At 65.9% G+C, this 18,093-nt stretch carries 17 protein-coding genes; 12 read left to right on the top strand and 5 right to left on the bottom strand.

What is annotated here, in order from left to right:
• The first annotated feature begins 10 nt into the window (after positions 1 to 10).
• From IPU70_RS23345 to IPU70_RS23310, 8 genes are all read left to right on the top strand, one after another.
• On the top strand, positions 11 to 946 hold the full coding sequence (locus tag IPU70_RS23345) for an ABC transporter permease (protein WP_207470785.1): 936 nt from the start codon (positions 11 to 13) through the stop codon (positions 944 to 946).
• 19 nt (positions 947 to 965) lie between these two features.
• Positions 966 to 1,859: an ABC transporter permease gene (locus IPU70_RS23340; protein ID WP_207470783.1), complete on the top strand. Its 894-nt coding sequence runs from the start codon at positions 966 to 968 to the stop codon at positions 1,857 to 1,859.
• A 9-nt stretch (positions 1,860 to 1,868) separates the two neighbouring features.
• The gene (locus IPU70_RS23335; RefSeq protein ID WP_207470781.1) at positions 1,869 to 2,939 is read left to right on the top strand and encodes an ABC transporter ATP-binding protein; all 1,071 of its coding nucleotides are present in this window, start codon (positions 1,869 to 1,871) and stop codon (positions 2,937 to 2,939) included.
• Positions 2,936 to 3,943: an ABC transporter ATP-binding protein gene (locus tag IPU70_RS23330; protein ID WP_207470780.1), complete on the top strand. Its 1,008-nt coding sequence runs from the start codon at positions 2,936 to 2,938 to the stop codon at positions 3,941 to 3,943. The genes IPU70_RS23335 and IPU70_RS23330 overlap by 4 nt, the downstream gene beginning before the upstream one ends.
• On the top strand, positions 3,940 to 5,352 hold the full coding sequence (locus IPU70_RS23325) for an amidase (protein ID WP_207470771.1): 1,413 nt from the start codon (positions 3,940 to 3,942) through the stop codon (positions 5,350 to 5,352). Before IPU70_RS23330 ends, IPU70_RS23325 begins: the two co-directional genes overlap by 4 nt.
• A 158-nt stretch (positions 5,353 to 5,510) precedes the next feature.
• A complete protein-coding gene (locus IPU70_RS23320; protein ID WP_207470769.1) occupies positions 5,511 to 6,134 on the top strand; it encodes a glutathione S-transferase family protein in 624 nt (207 codons plus the stop codon).
• 98 nt (positions 6,135 to 6,232) lie between these two features.
• On the top strand, positions 6,233 to 7,192 hold the full coding sequence (locus IPU70_RS23315) for an LLM class oxidoreductase (protein WP_207470872.1): 960 nt from the start codon (positions 6,233 to 6,235) through the stop codon (positions 7,190 to 7,192).
• A gap of 51 nt (positions 7,193 to 7,243) precedes the next feature.
• Positions 7,244 to 8,458 (top strand): hypothetical protein, encoded by a 1,215-nt coding sequence (locus IPU70_RS23310; protein WP_207470767.1) that lies wholly within the window; start codon positions 7,244 to 7,246, stop codon positions 8,456 to 8,458.
• A 14-nt stretch (positions 8,459 to 8,472) separates the two neighbouring features.
• On the opposite strand, the gene IPU70_RS23305 is transcribed toward IPU70_RS23310, so the two are convergent.
• Both IPU70_RS23305 and IPU70_RS23300 read right to left on the bottom strand, forming a co-directional pair.
• Positions 8,473 to 9,693: a hypothetical protein gene (locus IPU70_RS23305; RefSeq protein WP_207470766.1), complete on the bottom strand. Its 1,221-nt coding sequence runs from the start codon at positions 9,691 to 9,693 to the stop codon at positions 8,473 to 8,475.
• Between the two features lie 57 nt (positions 9,694 to 9,750).
• Positions 9,751 to 10,800 (bottom strand): hypothetical protein, encoded by a 1,050-nt coding sequence (locus IPU70_RS23300; protein ID WP_207470757.1) that lies wholly within the window; start codon positions 10,798 to 10,800, stop codon positions 9,751 to 9,753.
• A 320-nt stretch (positions 10,801 to 11,120) separates the two neighbouring features.
• Between IPU70_RS23300 and IPU70_RS23295 the strand changes: the two genes are divergently transcribed.
• A complete protein-coding gene (locus IPU70_RS23295; RefSeq protein ID WP_207470756.1) occupies positions 11,121 to 11,780 on the top strand; it encodes a glutathione S-transferase family protein in 660 nt (219 codons plus the stop codon).
• A 100-nt stretch (positions 11,781 to 11,880) separates the two neighbouring features.
• On the opposite strand, the gene IPU70_RS23290 is transcribed toward IPU70_RS23295, so the two are convergent.
• Entirely contained in the window at positions 11,881 to 12,369 is a 489-nt protein-coding gene (locus tag IPU70_RS23290; RefSeq protein ID WP_207470754.1) for a sigma-70 family RNA polymerase sigma factor, read from the bottom strand.
• Between the two features lie 137 nt (positions 12,370 to 12,506).
• Here IPU70_RS23290 and IPU70_RS23285 point away from each other — a divergent pair, with 137 nt between their 5' ends.
• Positions 12,507 to 13,493, top strand: a complete 987-nt coding sequence (locus IPU70_RS23285; RefSeq protein ID WP_207470752.1) for a FecR family protein — start codon at positions 12,507 to 12,509, stop codon at positions 13,491 to 13,493.
• A gap of 126 nt (positions 13,494 to 13,619) precedes the next feature.
• Entirely contained in the window at positions 13,620 to 16,028 is a 2,409-nt protein-coding gene (locus IPU70_RS23280) for a TonB-dependent siderophore receptor (RefSeq protein WP_207470745.1), read from the top strand.
• A gap of 10 nt (positions 16,029 to 16,038) precedes the next feature.
• Here IPU70_RS23280 and IPU70_RS23275 read toward each other — a convergent pair whose 3' ends face one another.
• On the bottom strand, positions 16,039 to 17,025 hold the full coding sequence (locus IPU70_RS23275) for a tripartite tricarboxylate transporter substrate-binding protein (RefSeq protein ID WP_207470743.1): 987 nt from the start codon (positions 17,023 to 17,025) through the stop codon (positions 16,039 to 16,041).
• Positions 17,022 to 17,228, bottom strand: a complete 207-nt coding sequence (locus IPU70_RS32845) for a fumarylacetoacetate hydrolase family protein (protein WP_242702660.1) — start codon at positions 17,226 to 17,228, stop codon at positions 17,022 to 17,024. The genes IPU70_RS23275 and IPU70_RS32845 overlap by 4 nt, the downstream gene beginning before the upstream one ends.
• A 109-nt stretch (positions 17,229 to 17,337) precedes the next feature.
• Here IPU70_RS32845 and IPU70_RS23265 point away from each other — a divergent pair, with 109 nt between their 5' ends.
• The gene (locus IPU70_RS23265; protein ID WP_207470741.1) at positions 17,338 to 18,045 is read left to right on the top strand and encodes a GntR family transcriptional regulator; all 708 of its coding nucleotides are present in this window, start codon (positions 17,338 to 17,340) and stop codon (positions 18,043 to 18,045) included.
• Positions 18,046 to 18,093: the final 48 nt, after the last annotated feature.

Raw genomic sequence — 18,093 nt, 5'->3', positions numbered from 1 at the left:
CGAGACCACCATGGGTTACATCATCCGGCGAGTACTCGCCATCGTGCCTGTCATGGCAGTGGTGGCGGTGATCGTCTTCCTCCTGATCCACCTGTCGCCCGGCGACCCGGCGGCGCTCATCGCCGGGGACTTCGCCTCCGCGGAAGACATCGCCAAACTGCGCGTGGCGCTGGGCCTGGACGAGCCGCTGTGGCGGCAGTTCGGGCTGTGGGCGGGCAAGTTGCTGCAGGGCGATCTGGGAACGTCCATCTTCACCCACGTGCCCGTGACGCAGCTGCTGGCGCAGCGGGTGGAACCCACTTTGTCGATCGCCGCGCTCACGATGCTGGTGTCCATCATCGTGGCGGTGCCGCTGGGCGTGCTGGCCGCCTACCGGGCCGGCACCTGGATCGATCGCCTGGTCATGCTGTTCGCGGTGCTGGCGTTCTCGGTGCCGGTGTTCCTGGTGGGCTACCTGCTCATCTACGGCTTCGCCATCAAGCTGCAATGGCTGCCGGTGCAGGGTTACGTCAGCCTGTCCGAGGGCATCGTCCCCTGGCTGCGCAACCTGACCCTGCCCTGTATCAACCTGGCGCTGGTGTACATCGCGCTGATCACCCGCATGACCCGTGCCACGGTGGTCGAAGTGCTGCACGAGGACTACATCCGCACGGCACGCGCCAAGGGCCTGGCGGTGCTGCCGGTGCTGGAACATGCGCTGCGCAACGCCGCCATTCCCATCGCCACCACGGTAGGCGTGGGCATCGCGCTGCTGATCGGCGGCGTGGTCGTGACCGAGACGGTGTTCGCCATCCCCGGCATCGGCCGGCTGGTGATCGACGCGGTCCAGCACCATGACTACCCGGTGATCCAGAGCGTGCTGCTGTTGTCTGCCGGCACCTACGTGCTGATCAATCTGTTGATCGACCTCAGCTACCGGCTGTTCGATCCCCGCATCCGCTACTGAGCCGCCGCAGGAAGAAATCATGTCAGATAGTTCGATTTCCACCAGCCCGCCCATCGTGCTGCACGAAGCGCTGAGCGCCAGCGGCCGCCGCTGGCGCTGGATACGCAAGCATCCCACCCTGATCCTGGGCCTGGCGCTGCTGCTGATCGTGGCGGGCCTGGCGCTCGCCGCGCCCTGGATCGCCACGCACAACCCCATCAGCATCAATCCGCTGCAACGCATGAAGCCGCCGTCGGCCGAGCACTACTTCGGCACCGACGCGCTGGGCCGCGACGTCTTCAGCCGCGTGGTCTGGGGCGGCCGCGTGTCCCTCGTAGTCGCCATCGTGGTGGCTCTGGTCGCCACCGCGGCCGGCGTGGTGCTGGGCCTGGTAGCGGGATTCGTGCGCTGGGCCGACGCCATCATCATGCGCATCATGGACGGCATGATGGCCATCCCCGACATCCTGCTGGCCATCGCCCTGATGGCGGTGATCCGCGCCAGCCTGACCACGGTAATCATCGCCATCGCGATTCCGCAAGTGCCGCGCGTGGTGCGCCTGGTCCGGTCCTTGGCGCTGACGCTGCGCGAGCAGCTTTACGTCGAGGCCGCCCATGCCGTGGGTACACGCCTGCCTGTGATCCTGCGCCGCCACGTGCTGCCCAACATGGTCACGCCGCTGGTGGTGCAGGCCACCTTCATCGCCGCCACCGCGGTGCTCACCGAGGCCGTGCTGTCGTTCCTGGGCGTAGGCGTGCCGGCCCAGGTTCCCAGCTGGGGCAACATGATGGCCGACGCCCGCAACTACGTGGCGGTGGCGTTCTACACCATCCTGTATCCCGGCATCCTGCTGGCCATCACCGTGCTGGCGATCAACCTGATGGGCGACGGCCTGCGCGACGCGCTCGACCCCCGCCTGACCAACCAACGCTAGGAGCACGTCATGGCAATCTCTCCCGCCGCCGTCGCCCCTGGCGACGTGCTGCTCGAAATCGACAACCTGCGCACCTACTTCGATACCGTTTCCGGCACCGTGCGTTCCGTGGACGGCGTGTCCTACCAGGTGCGGGCAGGCCGCACGCTGGGCGTGGTCGGCGAGTCCGGCTGCGGCAAGAGCGTCACCGCGCTGTCCATCCTGCGGCTGATTCCGACGCCCCCCGGGCGCTATGCCGGCGGCCAGATCCGCTATCGCGGCACCGACCTGCTGGGCCTGACCGAAAAGCAGATGCGCCAGATCCGCGGCAACCGGATCTCGATGATCTTCCAGGAGCCGATGACCTCGCTGAACCCCGTGCTGACGGTCGGCCGGCAGATCGCGGAGACGGTAATGGTTCACCAGAAGCTCGGCCGCCGCGAGGCCTATCGCCGCGCCGAGGACATGCTACGCCTGGTGCAGATCGCCGAACCCGAGCGGCGCGTGCATGAGTATCCCTACCAGCTGTCCGGCGGTATGCGTCAGCGCGTCATGATCGCGCTGGCCCTGGCCTGTAACCCCGAAGTGCTGATCGCCGACGAACCCACGACGGCGCTGGACGTCACCATCCAGGCGCAGATCGTGGACCTGCTGCGCAGCCTGCAGCAGAGCCTGGGGATGGGCATCGTGCTGATCACCCACGATCTGGGCGTGGTGGCCGAATGCTGTGACCGCGTGGCCGTGATGTATGCAGGCCGCAAGGTCGAGGAGGCGCCCGTCGCCGAATTGTTCGACCGCCCCATGCACCCATACACGCGGGCACTGATGGCGTCGATGCCATCGATGAACTCCTCGAAGCAGCGGCTGGCCGAGATCCCCGGCATGGTGCCCGCGCCCAGCGAGCTGGGCAAAGGCTGCAGCTTTGCGCCGCGCTGCGCCTATGCCACCGAGCGCTGCCGTACCGAAGCGCCCCAACTGATGCAACATGGCAGCGACCACGTGGTGGCCTGCCACGAAGCGGCGCGCGTCGCCGCGCAACCCGCGCCGCAGGCTGCGGCTTCGGCAGCGCCCGGCGCCGCCTTCACAGGAGTCCAAGCATGAGCGCCCGCAACGAGCCCGCCGCCCCGGCCACGCCCTTGCTGGACGTGCGCGACCTGAAGATGCACTATCCCGGCGCGGGCGGCTGGTTCAAACCGCGCCGCAAGGTCATCCAGGCCGTGGACGGCGTGTCCTTCTCCGTGGCCAAGGGCGAGACCCTGGCGCTGGTGGGCGAGTCCGGCTGCGGCAAGACCACTACCGGCAAGTCGGTGCTGCGGCTGATCCAGCCGACCTCGGGATCGGTGCGGCTGGAAGGCGAAGAGATCCTGGCGCTTTCGGCCGAGCAGATGCGCAGCCGCCGGCGCGACATGCAGATCATCTTCCAGGACCCGTACGCGTCGCTCAACCCCCGCCTGACGGCGGGCGACATCGTCGGTGAACCGCTGCAGAACTTTCCCGTCGCAGGCGGCCGCGCCCGCGGCGACGAGATCGCCTGGCTGTTCTCCAAGGTCGGCCTGCGTCCGGAGGCGATGAAGAAGTTTCCCCACGAGTTCTCCGGCGGCCAACGGCAGCGCCTGGGCATCGCGCGCGCGCTTGCCTTGCGGCCCAAGCTGATCGTGTGCGACGAGCCCGTGTCCGCGCTGGACGTGTCGGTGCAGGCGCAGGTGATCAACCTGCTGATGGACCTGCAGCAAGAGATGGGCATCGCCTACCTGTTCGTCGCCCACGACCTGGCCGTGGTGCGCCACATCAGCCATCGGGTCGCGGTGATGTATCTGGGCCGCATCGTCGAGGTCGCCGACCGCGACACGCTGTTCTCGCGTCCGCTGCACCCCTATACCGAGATCCTGCTGTCCGCGGTGCCGGTCCCTGATCCCCACAAGCCGGCGCAGCGCAAGCTGCTGCAAGGCGATCCGCCCAGCCCCGCGAATCCGCCCAGCGGCTGCCGCTTCCATACGCGTTGTCCCCTGGCGCAGCCGGTCTGCAAGGAGCAACAGCCTGCCTTGACGCAAAGGTCCGGCGACCCCGAGGCGGGACAACAGTGGGTGGCGTGCCACTTCCGATGAACGCGCCGCGCCTGCAGGCAGGCCCTTTACCGGGCAACGACCCGGTCTTTGGCCGCGGCATCGCCGAGCTGCGGACGGCCATGGCGGCCGGCAGCCTGAGCGCCATGGACCTGGTGCGCGCCTACCTGGCGCGCATCGCGGCTCATGACCAGGCCGGACCAGCGCTCAACGCGGTTCTCGCGTTGAACGGCCATGCGCTGGCCGAGGCCGCCACGCGGGATATAGAGAGGCAACGCGCCGCGCCGCTGGGCTCCCTGCACGGGATTCCCATCCTGCTCAAGGACAACATCGATACCGCGGGCATGCCCACCACCGCCGGCTCGCTGGCGCTGGCCGACCGCCAGCCGCAGCGCGATGCCGAGGTCGTGCGCCGCCTGCGCGCAGCCGGCGCCGTCGTGCTCGGCAAGACCACGTTGCATGAACTGGCCTGCGGCATCACCAACGTTTCTTCGCTCTCCGGCCGCACGCGCAACGCCTACGATGGCGCGCGCGTGCCGGGCGGGTCCAGCGGCGGCAGCGCCGTCGCGGTGGCCTCAAGCTTCGCGGCGGCCGCGATAGGCACGGACACCAGCGGCTCGATCCGCATCCCGGCAGCCTTCAACCAGGTATGGGGGCTGCGGCCCACGGCCGGGCGCTACAGCAACACCGGCGTGGTGCCGCTGTCGCCAACACTGGATACCGTCGGCCCCATGGCCCGCAGCCATGCGGATCTCGAAATACTGTGGCCCGTGATGGCAGGTCTGGATGGACAAAGCGAAGGCGCACGCCATGCAAGCCAGGGCTGGCGCATAGGCACGCTGGATACATTCTTCGGTTCTGCCGGTGCGGAGCAGGAGGTATCGCGCCACGTCCGGGCGGCGCTGGCCGCCTGGCAAGCCGACGGCGCGCACATCCAGCCGGCCGCGCTGGCGCTGGAAGACGCGCGCCTGACTGCCGCCAACGTCACCGGCTACGAATTCCGCGATGCGCTGGCACTCTGCCTGCTCGAGGCCGGCCTGCCCGTGCGCAGCCTGACCGACATCCTGGACGGCGGCTATCCTCACCCGGAAGTCGCACCTCTACTGCGCGAGCGCGACGCGCTGTGCGATCCGGACGGCAGCGCGCGCCAGGCGGTGCTGGCACGCGCCAGGACACTGCGCGATGAAGTGCTGGCCGCCATGGACCGTGAGCAACTGGACCTGCTGGCCTACCCCAGCGTGCGCGGCGCGCCGGTGTTGCTGGGCGAATCGCAGCGCGGCGGCAATGGCCTGCTCGCGGCGGTGACGGGACTGCCGGCCTTGAGCGTGCCCATAGGCTTCACGGACAGCGGCATACCCGTCGGCCTGGAACTGCTGGGCCGCGCGGACGGCGAGCGCCTGCTATTGCAGGCAGCGCGGCGCTTCGAGACTGGAGGATCCGTCGCGGTGTAGAAACAGGCGCGCAGTGGTTGCAGGGAAACATCGCCGTCATTTTAGATTTTCTAAATCCAACAGTGAGAAATGATCGCTGTACTCGCTCTAGCGGGAGAAGGAGAATTTCCGGATCGAAGCGGATCCTGAAAATTTAGCCTATCTCAACGAGCGAGCGCATGCTGAATCTATACACCGATAGTTCTCCCAACGGCTACAAGGCCACCATCGCCCTGGAGGAACTGGAACTTCCCTACCGCCTGCATCATGTGCGCATCTCGCAGGGCGAGCACCGCCAGCCGGACTTCCTGGCGCTGAACCCGCATGGCCGCATCCCGGCCCTCGCCGACGAAGACACCGGCGTCGTGCTGTTCGAGTCGGCGGCCATACTGCTATACCTCGCCGAGAAAACCGGGAAGCTGCTGCCCTCGGACACCCGCGGGCGCTGGGAAGCGATCAAGTGGCTGCAATTCCATTCCAGCAGCGTCGGCCCCATCATCGGGCAGCGCGTGAACTTCGAAGTGTTCGACAAGGCGCGCAATCCTGCCGCGCTGGAACGCTACCAGCGCCTGACCGAAGATGCGCTCGCGGTGCTGGACCGCAGGCTGGCCGGGCATAGCTACCTGGCTGGCGACACCTACTCCATCGCCGACATCGCGCATTTCGGCTGGAGCCATATTGCGCGGATCATCGACTTCGATTTCAGCCATCACCGGCATCTGAGCGCATGGCACGAACGCGTGGCGGCCCGGCCTGCGGTCGCCAAAGGCATCACCCTGCCTGCGCCGGCAACGGGCGCTTGAAAGAAGCGAGGACAGTCGCAATGGATACCACTCACTCGCTCCATGGCACGACCGGAGCGTCACACTTCGCCTTCTCCGCGCATCCCGGTTATCGGCGGATGTTCGCGCCCGACCGCCTGACCCTGGGCATCTTCCTGCCGCTGCGCTTCTACGAAGGCAGCATGGCGGTCCTTGCAGGCCAGGCGGAACTGGTACGGCAGATCGACCGGCAGGACTTCGCTGCCGTCTGGGTGCGCGACGTGCCCTTGTACTCGCCTTCCTTCGGAGATGCCGGCCAGGTCTTCGATCCGTTCACCTACCTGGCCTTCTTGGCGGCGCAGACGAAGAAGATTGCCTTGGCGACGGGCAGCGCGATCTTTTCCCTGCGCCACCCCATCGATCTGGCCAAGGCGGCGAGCACCATCGACCAACTGTCGGGCGGGCGGCTGGTGCTGGGGATTGCATCGGGCGACCGGCCCGTCGAATTTCCCGCTTATGGGCTGAACCATGACGAGCGCGCAGCGCGTTTCGCCGAAGCTGTCTCGTACTTCCGCCAGCTCATGCGCCCAGGACGCCTGGAGATCGATTCGTCGCTGGGGCACTTCAGCCGCGCGGAATTCCTGCCCAAGCCCGCCGCGGGCGTCATTCCGCTCATCGTCACCGGTTCGTCAGGGCAGTCATTGCCGTGGATTGCCGAACACGCCGATGGCTGGCTGACCTATCCCGACGCCACGGATACCCCGATGGGACCACAGCGCCTGGGGGAAAAAATCCGCGCCTGGCGCGCGCTGATACCCGACGGCGGCTTCCGCCCGCACATGACCAACGAATGGCTGGACTTGACCGATGACCCCGACCATCCGCGCACGCCCTTGCACAACGGCTTTGTGCTGCGCACGGGCAGGAAGGGCTTGATCGCCTTGCTGGAGGAATGGCAGGCGGCCGGGGTCAATCACGCCGCGCTCGGGATCCAGTTCTCGCAACGGCCTGCTGCGGAAGTGCTGCAGGAGCTGGCTGAGGATGTGCTTCCGCATTTCCCCACGCATCAAGGGCCGGCGACCTTGCCGGATGCCTGGTAGTCCACGGAGGCCGCTACGCTATCCTTGACGGTTTTCATCCCGCACCCCGTCATGGCGCAGCCCTCCGCCCGCATCCTCGAAGGAACCATCGACCAGATCCGCCCCGCGGTGCCTCTGGTGCGGCACGATGCGTTCCTGCGCATCGGAACAGAAGCCGTGATCGCCGCCGGGCTGGAGGCGCCGCAGATCAACCAGCTGCAGCGCTTGCACCAACAGGGCATCCCCGTGCGCATGGGCGTGATGGACGGCGAAGAAGAGCAGGCGGTCTTCTCCTGGGCGGTTCCAGCGCGCGGAGATCCCATCCCGCCGCGCTACTACCAGACCCTGAAACGGCGCGGCCGGCGCGAGGCCGCTATCGGCGGCGCGATCGGCGCGGCGTTCGTATGGCTGGCGTGGCTGCTCGGCATCGCCAGCCTCACGCGCGTTTTCCTGATGGTCTTTTCGCTGGTCGTCGCAATGGTGGCGTTGGTAGTGACGGGGTCGGCCTTGCACGGCCTCTGGCACAACCGCCGCCACCGGCCGCTGATACTGGCGAGCGAGGCGCTCTTCGATCCCGGGCAACCGCCCGCAGCTAACACGCCCGCCCCGCCGCCCAAGCCGCCACGCCTGGAGCCGCTATCGACGCAGGACGAAGGCGAACCGCCCATCGGACATGTGCGGGGCCATCTCGTCGGCCTCACGCATGAAATGCGCCAGGTCCACAAAGGTCCCAACTATGGCATCTACCGCTACGCCGTCAATGGCGAGAACTTTGTGATGATCGCCCAGGAAGCGTTCGGCGACGCGCTGCCCTTCCTGGCCGAGAACGACCGCGTCGAAATGGCGGTGCGCGCGGCTCCGGCCCACGACGGACAGCGCGTCGTCTATGCGCTGCGCAATCTTGAAGACGGCCGCTGCTATATGTGCCACCGCTATTACGGCGGCGAACAAGGCCGGGACACCCCCATCCGCGTGGGCATGAGCCAGCGCGCGCGCATGCTCAAGCTGATGGGCGCGCTGTTGCTGACGGCCTGGCTGTTCGTGATCGGCCTGCAGTACTTCGCGGGATCGGACGATGGCTCGTTCCAGGACTTTCCCGAACTGGCGGTCTTCCTATTGGCGCTCTTCTTCGTCGTGTGGCTAGGCTTCGCCCTGCCCCTGCTGTGGCTGGACACGCGCTGGCGCATGGGCCGGCCCACCCGGCGCCAGCGTTTCACCCAGCGGCTCTACGCCATGCTGGATCTGGGCACGCCCCTCGCGCCATCGCGGCGCATTGAAGACGTATAGCGCGCACGCAGGCTTCAGTTGCCCAGCAGCTTCACGGTCTGCGGGTTGTAGCCGAAATACGCGCCGCCGCAGCCCGTATGGGCTTGCGCGGCGGCGGGCAGCCCGGTGGCGCGGACGGACAGTTCGCCGCGCACGCGGATCTCCCGATAGCGCTCGGCCGCCACCGTCTCATCGGGCAGGAAGTACAGGCGCACGCGCAACAGGCCCTTGCCCGGATCCTTGCTGCTCGCCGCGCTGAAGGCCGGCACATTAACCGTCGCCTCGCGCCAGGTCCCGGGCTCTTCCAGCGTCTGCCAACGCACCCGCAAGGGCTGCTCCAGATCGAGCAGTACCGGGCTGCCGCCACGCACCGGGTCGCAAGGCCGCGACAACACGCTGCGCGTCGCGTACGAACCCATGTCGTAGGCCTGGCCGTTGATCTCCACCCTGGCGATGGTCCGCGGCGTCAGGTTCTGCAGGCCGAATATCGCCAACCCAGGCATCCCCGCCGCCTCCATCCGCTCATCGGTCGTGCCGGCGAAGCGCGCGAGGCCAGGCGCAACCTCGACGTGGTCGGCATAGTGGTAGTAGTGATAGACCACCACCTCAGCCTCGCCCTGCGAGGACGCCGAGGGCAGCTTGCCCAGATCGGGATACGGCAGGCGCTTCAACGGCACGGATGCGCCCGGGCTTCCGTCCTGGCTTGAGTACACGTAGTGGTCCACGCCGTCCTTCAGGCGCGCGCCCTCGTAGGGGAAATTCTCGCTGGCCGCTGACCCCTGGTTCGGATAGCGATGAAAGCGCGAAAACATGTATTGCGCCACCGACCCGGGCTCCAGGTACGGCGACGAGCCGGAAGACAAGCTTCCGCCCCGCCTGTCCGTCCAGATGGTGCGCCCGCTCAGATTGACGTGGACCTCCTCGATCGCGGGGTGAGACGCCCGAAAGCGGTCCTGCCGGCCCTGCTCGATGGAGTCGCTGACGGGCACGATGGCCAGGGCAAGCACCGCAGGCAGGAACATCAAGGCATGGACACGCCCCGGCACCTGGCCCTTGTCGCGCACCATGTACACGATCCAACATAGCGCCAACGCCACGGCCAGCGGCCCGCCGATCAGCACACCATAGCTCAACAACGCCTGCGCGCCCCAACCGAGATTCGGGGTGGAGACGAGCACGACGCCCAGGAATGCCAGCAGTACCGCCAGCAGGAGGGAAACCGCGATGCCGAACCAATAGTCCCGGATCTTCTTCAAATCGATCGCCCTCGTCAGTTGCAGCCTGGCAGCGCTGCGCCGCGCGATGCCGGCCGTCTATTTGCCCTTGCGCAACGACAGCGGCACACCCCACACCGGATCTTCCATGCCCTGCTTGCCCAGCGGCGTGATCTGCATCGGTATCATCGTCGACAAGAGTTTACGGTGCTCATCGCTCACGTTCGCAAGCCGCTCGATGTACTTCTGCGTGAACTCCATGGGCGCCGGGCGAGTGTAGACGGTCAGGTCTTCGAGCGGGCATTCGATCATCTTGGGATCGACCGCGCGGCAGGCGGATTGCCGGTACTTGTAGCTAGGCGTCTTCAAATGCATGCGCTGGCTCAGCACCAGTTGGCCGCCCTTGAGCGTGAAGCTTGCCAGCGCCTGCTGCGGCGGGATGCGGGCCTGCACCTTGATCGCTGGAATGTCGCGGGAATCGGTCTGTTCGACGTAGCCCGCCGCACCGAGCTGGGTGGTCTCGCTGTACTGCTGCTCGCCCCAGCTCACGCAAGCGCCCGAAGCCATGTGCACGGCAGTGCAGACCTTGCGCGTCTTGGTTTCGGTGCCGTAGGTAGCGTCGCGCCAGCTGGTTTCCCTATAGAACTCGCGGTAGAGCTCGGGCGACAGATAGGCAGTGCCGTTGGCGCCGCGGCCAGAACCCACCTTGCCACCCGGAGCGCCGACCTGCTCAAGCAGCGCATTCAGCTTATAGTCGTCGCCGCCGGTCAGCAGGTACTTGCCGGGCGGCAGGATATGCACCTCGAAGGCCTGGAACAGATAGGTCGCGTTCTTGTCCCGCTGCAGCGCATTAGTCTCGAAACGGCGGCTGAAGGTGATCCGCGGATCCTTTTCAAACATCCAGATGACGTGCGAGGTCCACTTGGTCATTTCCAACGCGTCGCCCAGCGAACGATGCGGCATGATGTCGGCCACCAGCACCACGGCCATATCGTCCTTCAACGCCGCGTCGATCAGGTCCAGCAGCTGGGCATAGCGCGGATCATTCCTGGTGCCCTCGGCGCTCAGGAACGGGTGCTGCGCGCAGCCCGACAGGGCCAGCGTGAGCGTCAGGGCGGATAGGGCAAGTCGCGGGCGCGTCAGGGTCATGGAGCGGTCCTCGGTGTAAGCAGATGGGTCTGTTGAGCGCGGATACTACTGGCTCGGGGCCGGATCGCAATACCTGCGTGAAAGCTGAAACATGGCGCCAGGCGGGCTTGCCCGGGCCGTTACGGCCGCGCGCGAGCGGCCGCGCATGAATCGCGGCCGCAACGCCAGCAATGGCGCGGGCTACGGGCGCATCGCGCCTGGCCGCCGCCAGGATGCGCCAGAACCGGCGACACCGGCCGTTTGAAATTCTTTGTTGCGATTGTTTCGCGCCCCGGTGATGCCGGGTATCGTCTGTGGCGATTCCGTCCGGAGACCCCACCATGTCGCTCGCGCTTTACGGCCATCCCTTCTCTTCCTACACGCAGAAGGTGCTGATCGCGCTGTACGAAAACGGCACCCCGTTCGAGTTCCGCTGCATCGGCCCCGACACGCCGCAACACGCGGCCGAATGGCTGCGGCGCTGGCCCTTGCACAAGTTTCCGCTGCTGGAAGACGGGGACCGCAACGTCGCCGAGACCAGCATCATCATCGAGCACCTGCAGCTGGAGCATCCCGGTCCGCAGCGCCTACTGCCCGCCGATCCGAAAGCCGCGCTGGAAGTGCGCTTCCTGGATCGGTTCTTCGACCTGCATGTCATGAGCTGGACGCAGCATGCGGTCGGCGGCGCGCTGTCCGGCGACGAGACCAAGCGCCGGGAAACGCTGGCGCTGGCCGTGGAAAAACTGGAAGTCGCCTACGCCTGGCTGGAAACGCATCTGGCCGGCAGGACCTGGGCGGCTGGCGAAAACTTCACGCTGGCGGACTGCGCCGCCGCGCCGTCGCTGTTCTATGGCGACTGGACGCACCGGATCGCCGAGGCGTATCCAGTGTTGCGCGCGTATCGGGCGCGCCTGCTGGCGCGTCCGTCGTTCGCGCGGGCCGTGGAAGAAGCGCGGCCATACCGGCCGCTGTTCCCGCTGGGCGCGCCGGACCGGGACTGATTCCGGCCCGCCTGGAGCATCACTCGTTGCCGGCGGCCATGTCCCATGCTTCATTGCCCGCTGGCTGTTGTACCGATTCCAAGGCAGACGCCGGAAAAGCCTAAACGCCGGCGTCGTGCTCCCAGGCACGCATCCGGGTGCGGCAATGCCGCAGCGCGCGCGTGAGATGCTTGTTCACCATGTCGGTGGATATGTCGAGCTTGCGGGCGATCTCGCCGTGAGACATGCCGTCGACCTGCCGCATCAGGAATGCACGGCGGCATGCCGACGGCAATTCATCCAGGGCGCGCTCCAGACGCGTCAATTGCTGACGGCGGTATAGCTGCTCTTCCTGCAGCGGCGCCTCGCATCGCACGGCTTCCGCTTCGGCATCGAGCGACAGCGCCTGAATGCCGCGCCGGCTGCGGTACAGATCAGAGCAAAGATTGAGCGCAGCGCGAAACAGGAAGGCCCGCGGCTGGGCGATGACGCAATCAGCGTTGCGGTCCAGCACGCGCGCATAAGCCTCCTGGGCCACGTCGGCAGCGTCGTTCGCGTCGCCGAGCTTACGCCCCAGAAACCGCAGCAACTCTTTGTAGTACTGCTCCATTCGGACATTCCCCCGCGATGATTCCGAATAAGGCGCGACGGGTGAAATCCTGGATAATCCCACCTGATTCCATGCGTTCCACCCCTCGGCGCCGCAGCGCGACCGAAGTGTAACAAATCTCATTCATATTAACTGCCATGGCCGTCCCTCCCACGACTTTCTCCGGCAACCAGGATGATCTCCTGACCGAGCAGGCCGTCGAATGGTGCGTGCGCATACACGACGAATCCTGTTCCGAACGGGATCGCGCCGCTCTACAGGCCTGGCTCGAGGCAGATCCACGCCATGCCCGCGAATACGAAGCGGTACGTGATCTGTGGTTGCTGTCCCGGGAACTGCCGGCGGCTCCCGCGACCGGAGCGGCTCCCGCCCCGACATCGCGCACGCCGCGTCCCTACACCCGCTGGGCGCTCGGCGCCTGCGCCCTAACTCTGGGTTGTTGGGCCGCGGGTTGGTGGTTCGCCCTGCTCCCCAGTGCCTACCATCGGTATGCCAGCGGCACACAGATGACCACCGTTACACTGGGCGACGGCAGCGAGGTCGACATGAACATCGACACCTCCATGGTGTATCGCAACTACCGCGACACCCGGCGCGTACGCCTGAGCGACGGCGAGGCCTATTTCCGCGTGTCGCACGACGCCAACCAACCTTTCGTGGTGGAAGCGGGCCGGGGCACCATCACCGTTACCGGCACCGCGTTCAATGTCTGGAAATCCGGCGATACCGTCGTCGTCACCCTGCTCGAAGGCAGCGTCGACTTGCGCACCGACACAGGCGGCAGGAAGGTAAGCATGCAAGCGCTGACGCAGGCGCGCTATACCGAACGCAACGAGCCGCAGACCCGTACCGTCAGCGGCTCGGCGTCGACAGCCTGGCGCAACGGCAAGCTGGTGCTCGACAACACCACGCTGCGGGACGCCATCATGCAGATCAATCGCTACCTGCCCGTCGAGGCGCGCTATACCTCGATCGACCCCGCCATCGCCGGTCTGCGCCTTGGCGGCACCTACGAAATACGCAATGTGGCCGAGCTGGCTCAGGCTCTGCCCAACATTCTTCCCGTCCGCTCCTTGCGGCGTCCGGACGGCAGCCTGGCCCTGGTGGCCGGCCCGGCTCCATAGCGCCCGGCTGACGCCTATTCGGCGTTGAAGTTTCATTTAGTTTCAATTTCCCGTTCCTAGTGGGGCCGCGGATTTCGTCTCAGGGATTGATAACGGTAATTATTTTCAATCCCCTTTGGACAGCCCATGCGAGCCAGATCGACCGCGTCCTCCCGCGCACCGTTTGTTCCCCTCATCCCCCGCCGTTTCCTCCTGCCGCTGTTTGGGGCATGCGCATGGCTAGGCGCCGCCTCCACGCAAGCAGCGCCGGTCGATATCGATATTCCATCCCAGAGCCTGTCACGTGCATTGCATGAGCTTGGCAATCAGGCACGGCTGCAGGTCCTGTATAGCCAGGACCTGGTCGAAGGCCTGCGCAGTCCGGGCGTACGCGGCCGCATGGAGCCAGCGGAAGCGTTGGAACGCCTGATAAACGGCCGCGGCATCCGCTATTCGATCCAGAACGACACGGTTACGCTGACCCCGCAGCCCCACACGGCCACGCTGCCGCCAGTGAATGTCGTGGGGACCTTGCCCGACGCCGAAACCTATGTGGCCACGGCCACACTGGCCGGCACCAAGACGGATACCCCGCTGATCGAGGTGCCGCAATCGATCTCGGTAGTCACTGCCGCGCAGATCCGGGAACAGAACCCGCAGACACTGGGCGACGCCGTGCGCTACATCCCCGGCATCGTGGTGCAGGAAGGCTTCAACCGCACCGATGACCCCTTCATCATTCGCGGCTTCGATGTCCGCACCAACCCAGGCGTCATGTTCCGCGACGGCCTGAAAGTGCCGCTGCCACACTACAGCGCGATGTCCGAGCCCTATGCGCTCGATCGCATTGAAGTCGTGAAAGGCCCGGCGTCGGTCCTGTATGGCCAAGCCTCGCCAGGCGGGATCGTCAACGTGGTGTCGAAGCGGCCGACCGACACGCCCTTGCACGAACTGCAACTCAGCGGCGGCTCGCACGACAACAAGCAACTGGCGGGCGACTTCGGCGGCCCTCTCGACGACGCAGGGCGGCTTACTTACCGATTGACCGGCCTGGTGCGCGACGCCGACACCATGATCGACCATATTCCGGATGATCGTCTTTACCTGGCGCCCGCGCTCACCTGGCGCATTGCGCCCGACACCTCCCTGACCTTGCTTGCGAGCTACTTGAAGAACAAGACCATCAACAACGCGGGGTATCCGCTGGAAGGGTCGGTGCTGCCCAATCCCAACGGCCGCATCTCGCGCGACCGTTTTACCGGCGAACCCGACTGGAGCAAGTGGAACCAGGAAGTGGGCAACGTGGGCTACCAATTCGCGCACCGCTTCAACGAAACATGGCAATTCAGGCAGAACCTGAACTACGCCCAATCCCGCAACCGGGTGAACCATGTGTACTGGAATACCTGGGTGGCCGGCAGCAATTTGTCGACAGCCGAACGCGGCGCCTACCGGCGCGACGACGACGCGCATGGCGTCAGCGTCGACAACCAGTTCGAGGCAAAGTGGGAGACCGGCCGTTTCAAACAGAACGTGCTGTTCGGCCTTGATTACACCGAGACTTCCTTCACGCGCAAACAGTATGCCGGCTACAACAACCTGACGCCGATCAACTTCTTTGATCCCGTGTATGGGTCGTCCGTGGTCCTTCCGGCCGAGCCCAATACCTACACGAGCGAGAAGCGCAGCCAAGTCGGCCTGTACTTGCAAGACCAGATCAAGTTCGACGACAAACTGGTGCTGGTCCTCGGCGGCCGCTACGACAGCGCCGACAGCAAGACGCTCAACAAGCTCAATGACAGCAACACACGCACTGACGACAATGCGTTTACGTACCGCGTCGGCTTGCTCTACCTGGCGGAAAATGGCGTGGCTCCGTACGTCAGCTACTCCACCTCATTCCAGCCTCAGACAGGCACTACCTCGCCCGCGCGCGGCACTGCCCCTTTCGACCCCACCAAGGGAAAACAATGGGAAGCTGGCGTGAAGTATCAGCCCAGCGGCTCGAACTCCTTCATCACCGCGTCCGTATTCGAACTCACGCGTACCAACGTTCCCACGACCGACCCAGACAACTCCATCTACAACGTGCAGGAAGGCGAGGTCCGGTCGCGCGGCCTTGAACTGTCCGCTACCGCCAATCTGACCCCGGGATGGAACCTGATCGCGGCCTACACCTACACGGATGCCGAAATCACCAAGAGCAACTCCAACACGCTGGGCCGCACGCCCGAGGCCGTGCCGCGCAACATGGCCTCGCTTTGGTCCGACTACACCGTGCAATCCGGCGCGCTGGCGGGTTTGAACGTTGGAGCCGGCGTGCGCTACATCGGATCCTCCTTCAACGGCGCCAACAGCGCCAAGGTGGGCGACTACACGCTGTTCGACGCTGCGCTGCGCTATGACCTCGGCGCACACAGCCCTGCGCTCAAGGGCTGGATGGCCGATCTGACCGTGCGCAACCTGTTCAACAAGGACTACGTGGCTTCGTGCACGTACGCCTGCTTCTTCGGAGAAAGCCGGACTGTGCTGGGCCGGGTGACGTACAAGTGGTAGAGCCCCGACGTCACTCCAATTGAAGCCGCGACACCATCGGGCCGAATTGCGCGAACTGTCCCTTCAACAAGGTGTTCATGTCGGCTGGACTGGATCCGCTCGGTTCAGCGCCCAGCTCGGCAAGACGCTGACGAATGGCGGGCTGCTGGACGGCCTTGGCCACCGCCCCGCCGATGCGCGCCACAACGGCGTCAGGCGTCTGCGCCGGCGCAAGCAAGCCGTTCCATCCCTCGGTGTCGATGCCGGTAAAGCCCAGCTCGCTGGCGGTGGGCGTATCCGGCAAGGACGGCGAACGCTGGGGTGAGGTGACAGCCAGCGCGGTCAGGGAACCCGCGCGAATATCGCTTAGCGAAGAAGACAGCTGGTCGCCGCCCATCTGGATGCGGCCCGCCAGCATTTCGCTCTTCAAGGGCGCGGCGCCCTTGAAAGGCACGTGCGTCATGGCGGCGCCAGTCTGTTCCTGGAACCATACGCCGAACACGTGGATGTAGGAGCCGGGGCCGGTGGAGCCATAGGCGTAATGGGTGGCAGGATTTTTCTTGAGCAGCTCGGCGAACTCGCGCAGATTGCGGGCCGGCACCGAAGGCGTGGATGTGATGACCAAGGGCACGTTGGCCACCACGCTGACGCTGCGCAGATCCGCCAGGGGATCGAAGTTGAGCCGCTTCGCGCCCTGCGCCACCAGCGCCGCCAAGGGATAGGAGATATTGGCCATCAGCACCGTATAGCCGTCGGGCGCGGCCTTGGCCACGGCATCGGCGCCCAGCAGGCCGCCTACGCCCGGACGGTTCTCGACGACCACTGGCTGTCCCAGTTCCTGCGACATGGGCGTCGCGATCAGCCGCGCAATCAGGTCGGTGGTTCCGCCGGCGGCAAAGGGCACCACGATCTTCACGGGCCTCGCCGGCCAATCCGCGGCGCTCGCCAGGCCCAGGCTGGACGCCAGGCCCGCGGCCAACAGCAGCCTGGCCCAACGGCGCCGGGCGGGGTTCGTCACGGATCGGTACACCAAGCAACTTGCGATTCGCATTTCTGGAGCTCCAAGAGGGGATCGTGGGCGTGCGCCGCGGCGCCATGCATGGCGCCGGAATTTCTGGATACCTGATGAAAAACCTGGGCTGAGGGCGTCTCGTCGCGGATGCGCTTGCGCAACATGCCGATGTGTTCGATATCGACCTCGACCGTATCGCCGTCCTTCATGTAGCGCTTGGGATGATGGTGCTTGTCCGGAGAATATGTAATCAGATTAAATATATATATTCTGGTTTTCCCTCTATGATTTTCATAGACAAAACCCCTATCGTTCCTCATGACTTCCGCCTCCCCCCCGTTCCGGACTGCGGCATCGGCCCTGGCCAATGACATCCGCGCCGACATCATCACGGGCAGCCTGCCTCCCGGAGCGCGCCTGCGGATCAAGGATCTGTGCGACCGCTACGACAGCGGGGCCATCCCGTTGCGGGAGGCGCTGTCGCGCCTGGCCACCAGCGGCTTCGTGGTGGCGGAAGACCAGCGCGGCTTCCGCGTGGCGGACGTATCGGCGGAAGAACTGCTCGACATCACCGAAACCCGCATCCATATCGAATGCGAAGCGCTGCGCCGCGCCATTGCGCGCGGCAGCCTGGACTGGGAAGAGCGGCTGGCCGGCGCGCACCACCGCCTCAGCCGTCTGCCCCTGCACGCGCCGGACGGATTGGGAATGTCCGCCGAATGGGAACAAGCGCATTCCGCCTTCCATTCCGCACTGATCAACGGCAGCGACTCCAAGTCGCTCATCGCCATCGCCGAGCTGCTGCGCGACCAGACCGCGCGCTACCGCTACCTGTCGGTGCAGCGGCACGCCGGCGCCCGGAACGCCAAGGCTCCCAAAAAGGGCAAGGAACGCAACATCGCCGGCGAACACCGCGACCTGCTGGAAGCCGCGCTTGCGCGCGACGCCGGCACCGCCGTCGAACTGCTGGCCCAGCACCTGCGCCAGACCACCCAGCTGGTGCTGGCGCAGATTCCAAGCCACTAGCAGCAGACCTGATCTTCGGCGGGACGCCAGCGCCGCGCGCCCCCCGGG

This window comes from Achromobacter sp. SD115, from assembly GCF_017355315.1.
GTDB classification, from domain to species: domain Bacteria; phylum Pseudomonadota; class Gammaproteobacteria; order Burkholderiales; family Burkholderiaceae_B; genus Achromobacter; species Achromobacter xylosoxidans_B.
Note: the sequence above shows the minus strand (reverse complement) of the source record. Positions and strands in the feature narration are given on the sequence as shown.

Bases quoted from the DNA above. Each gene is read 5' to 3' on its own strand.
- IPU70_RS23345 (WP_207470785.1), top strand. From the start codon at position 11: ATGGGTTACATCATCCGGCGAGTACTCGCCATCGTGCCTGTCATGGCA.
- IPU70_RS23340 (WP_207470783.1), top strand. From the start codon at position 966: ATGTCAGATAGTTCGATTTCCACCAGCCCGCCCATCGTGCTGCACGAA.
- IPU70_RS23335 (WP_207470781.1), top strand. From the start codon at position 1,869: ATGGCAATCTCTCCCGCCGCCGTCGCCCCTGGCGACGTGCTGCTCGAA.
- IPU70_RS23330 (WP_207470780.1), top strand. From the start codon at position 2,936: ATGAGCGCCCGCAACGAGCCCGCCGCCCCGGCCACGCCCTTGCTGGAC.
- IPU70_RS23325 (WP_207470771.1), top strand. From the start codon at position 3,940: ATGAACGCGCCGCGCCTGCAGGCAGGCCCTTTACCGGGCAACGACCCG.
- IPU70_RS23320 (WP_207470769.1), top strand. From the start codon at position 5,511: ATGCTGAATCTATACACCGATAGTTCTCCCAACGGCTACAAGGCCACC.
- IPU70_RS23315 (WP_207470872.1), top strand. From the start codon at position 6,233: ATGTTCGCGCCCGACCGCCTGACCCTGGGCATCTTCCTGCCGCTGCGC.
- IPU70_RS23310 (WP_207470767.1), top strand. From the start codon at position 7,244: ATGGCGCAGCCCTCCGCCCGCATCCTCGAAGGAACCATCGACCAGATC.
- IPU70_RS23300 (WP_207470757.1), bottom strand. From the start codon at position 10,800: ATGACCCTGACGCGCCCGCGACTTGCCCTATCCGCCCTGACGCTCACG.
- IPU70_RS23295 (WP_207470756.1), top strand. From the start codon at position 11,121: ATGTCGCTCGCGCTTTACGGCCATCCCTTCTCTTCCTACACGCAGAAG.
- IPU70_RS23290 (WP_207470754.1), bottom strand. From the start codon at position 12,369: ATGGAGCAGTACTACAAAGAGTTGCTGCGGTTTCTGGGGCGTAAGCTC.
- IPU70_RS23285 (WP_207470752.1), top strand. From the start codon at position 12,507: ATGGCCGTCCCTCCCACGACTTTCTCCGGCAACCAGGATGATCTCCTG.
- IPU70_RS23280 (WP_207470745.1), top strand. From the start codon at position 13,620: ATGCGAGCCAGATCGACCGCGTCCTCCCGCGCACCGTTTGTTCCCCTC.
- IPU70_RS32845 (WP_242702660.1), bottom strand. From the start codon at position 17,228: ATGAAGGACGGCGATACGGTCGAGGTCGATATCGAACACATCGGCATG.
- IPU70_RS23265 (WP_207470741.1), top strand. From the start codon at position 17,338: ATGACTTCCGCCTCCCCCCCGTTCCGGACTGCGGCATCGGCCCTGGCC.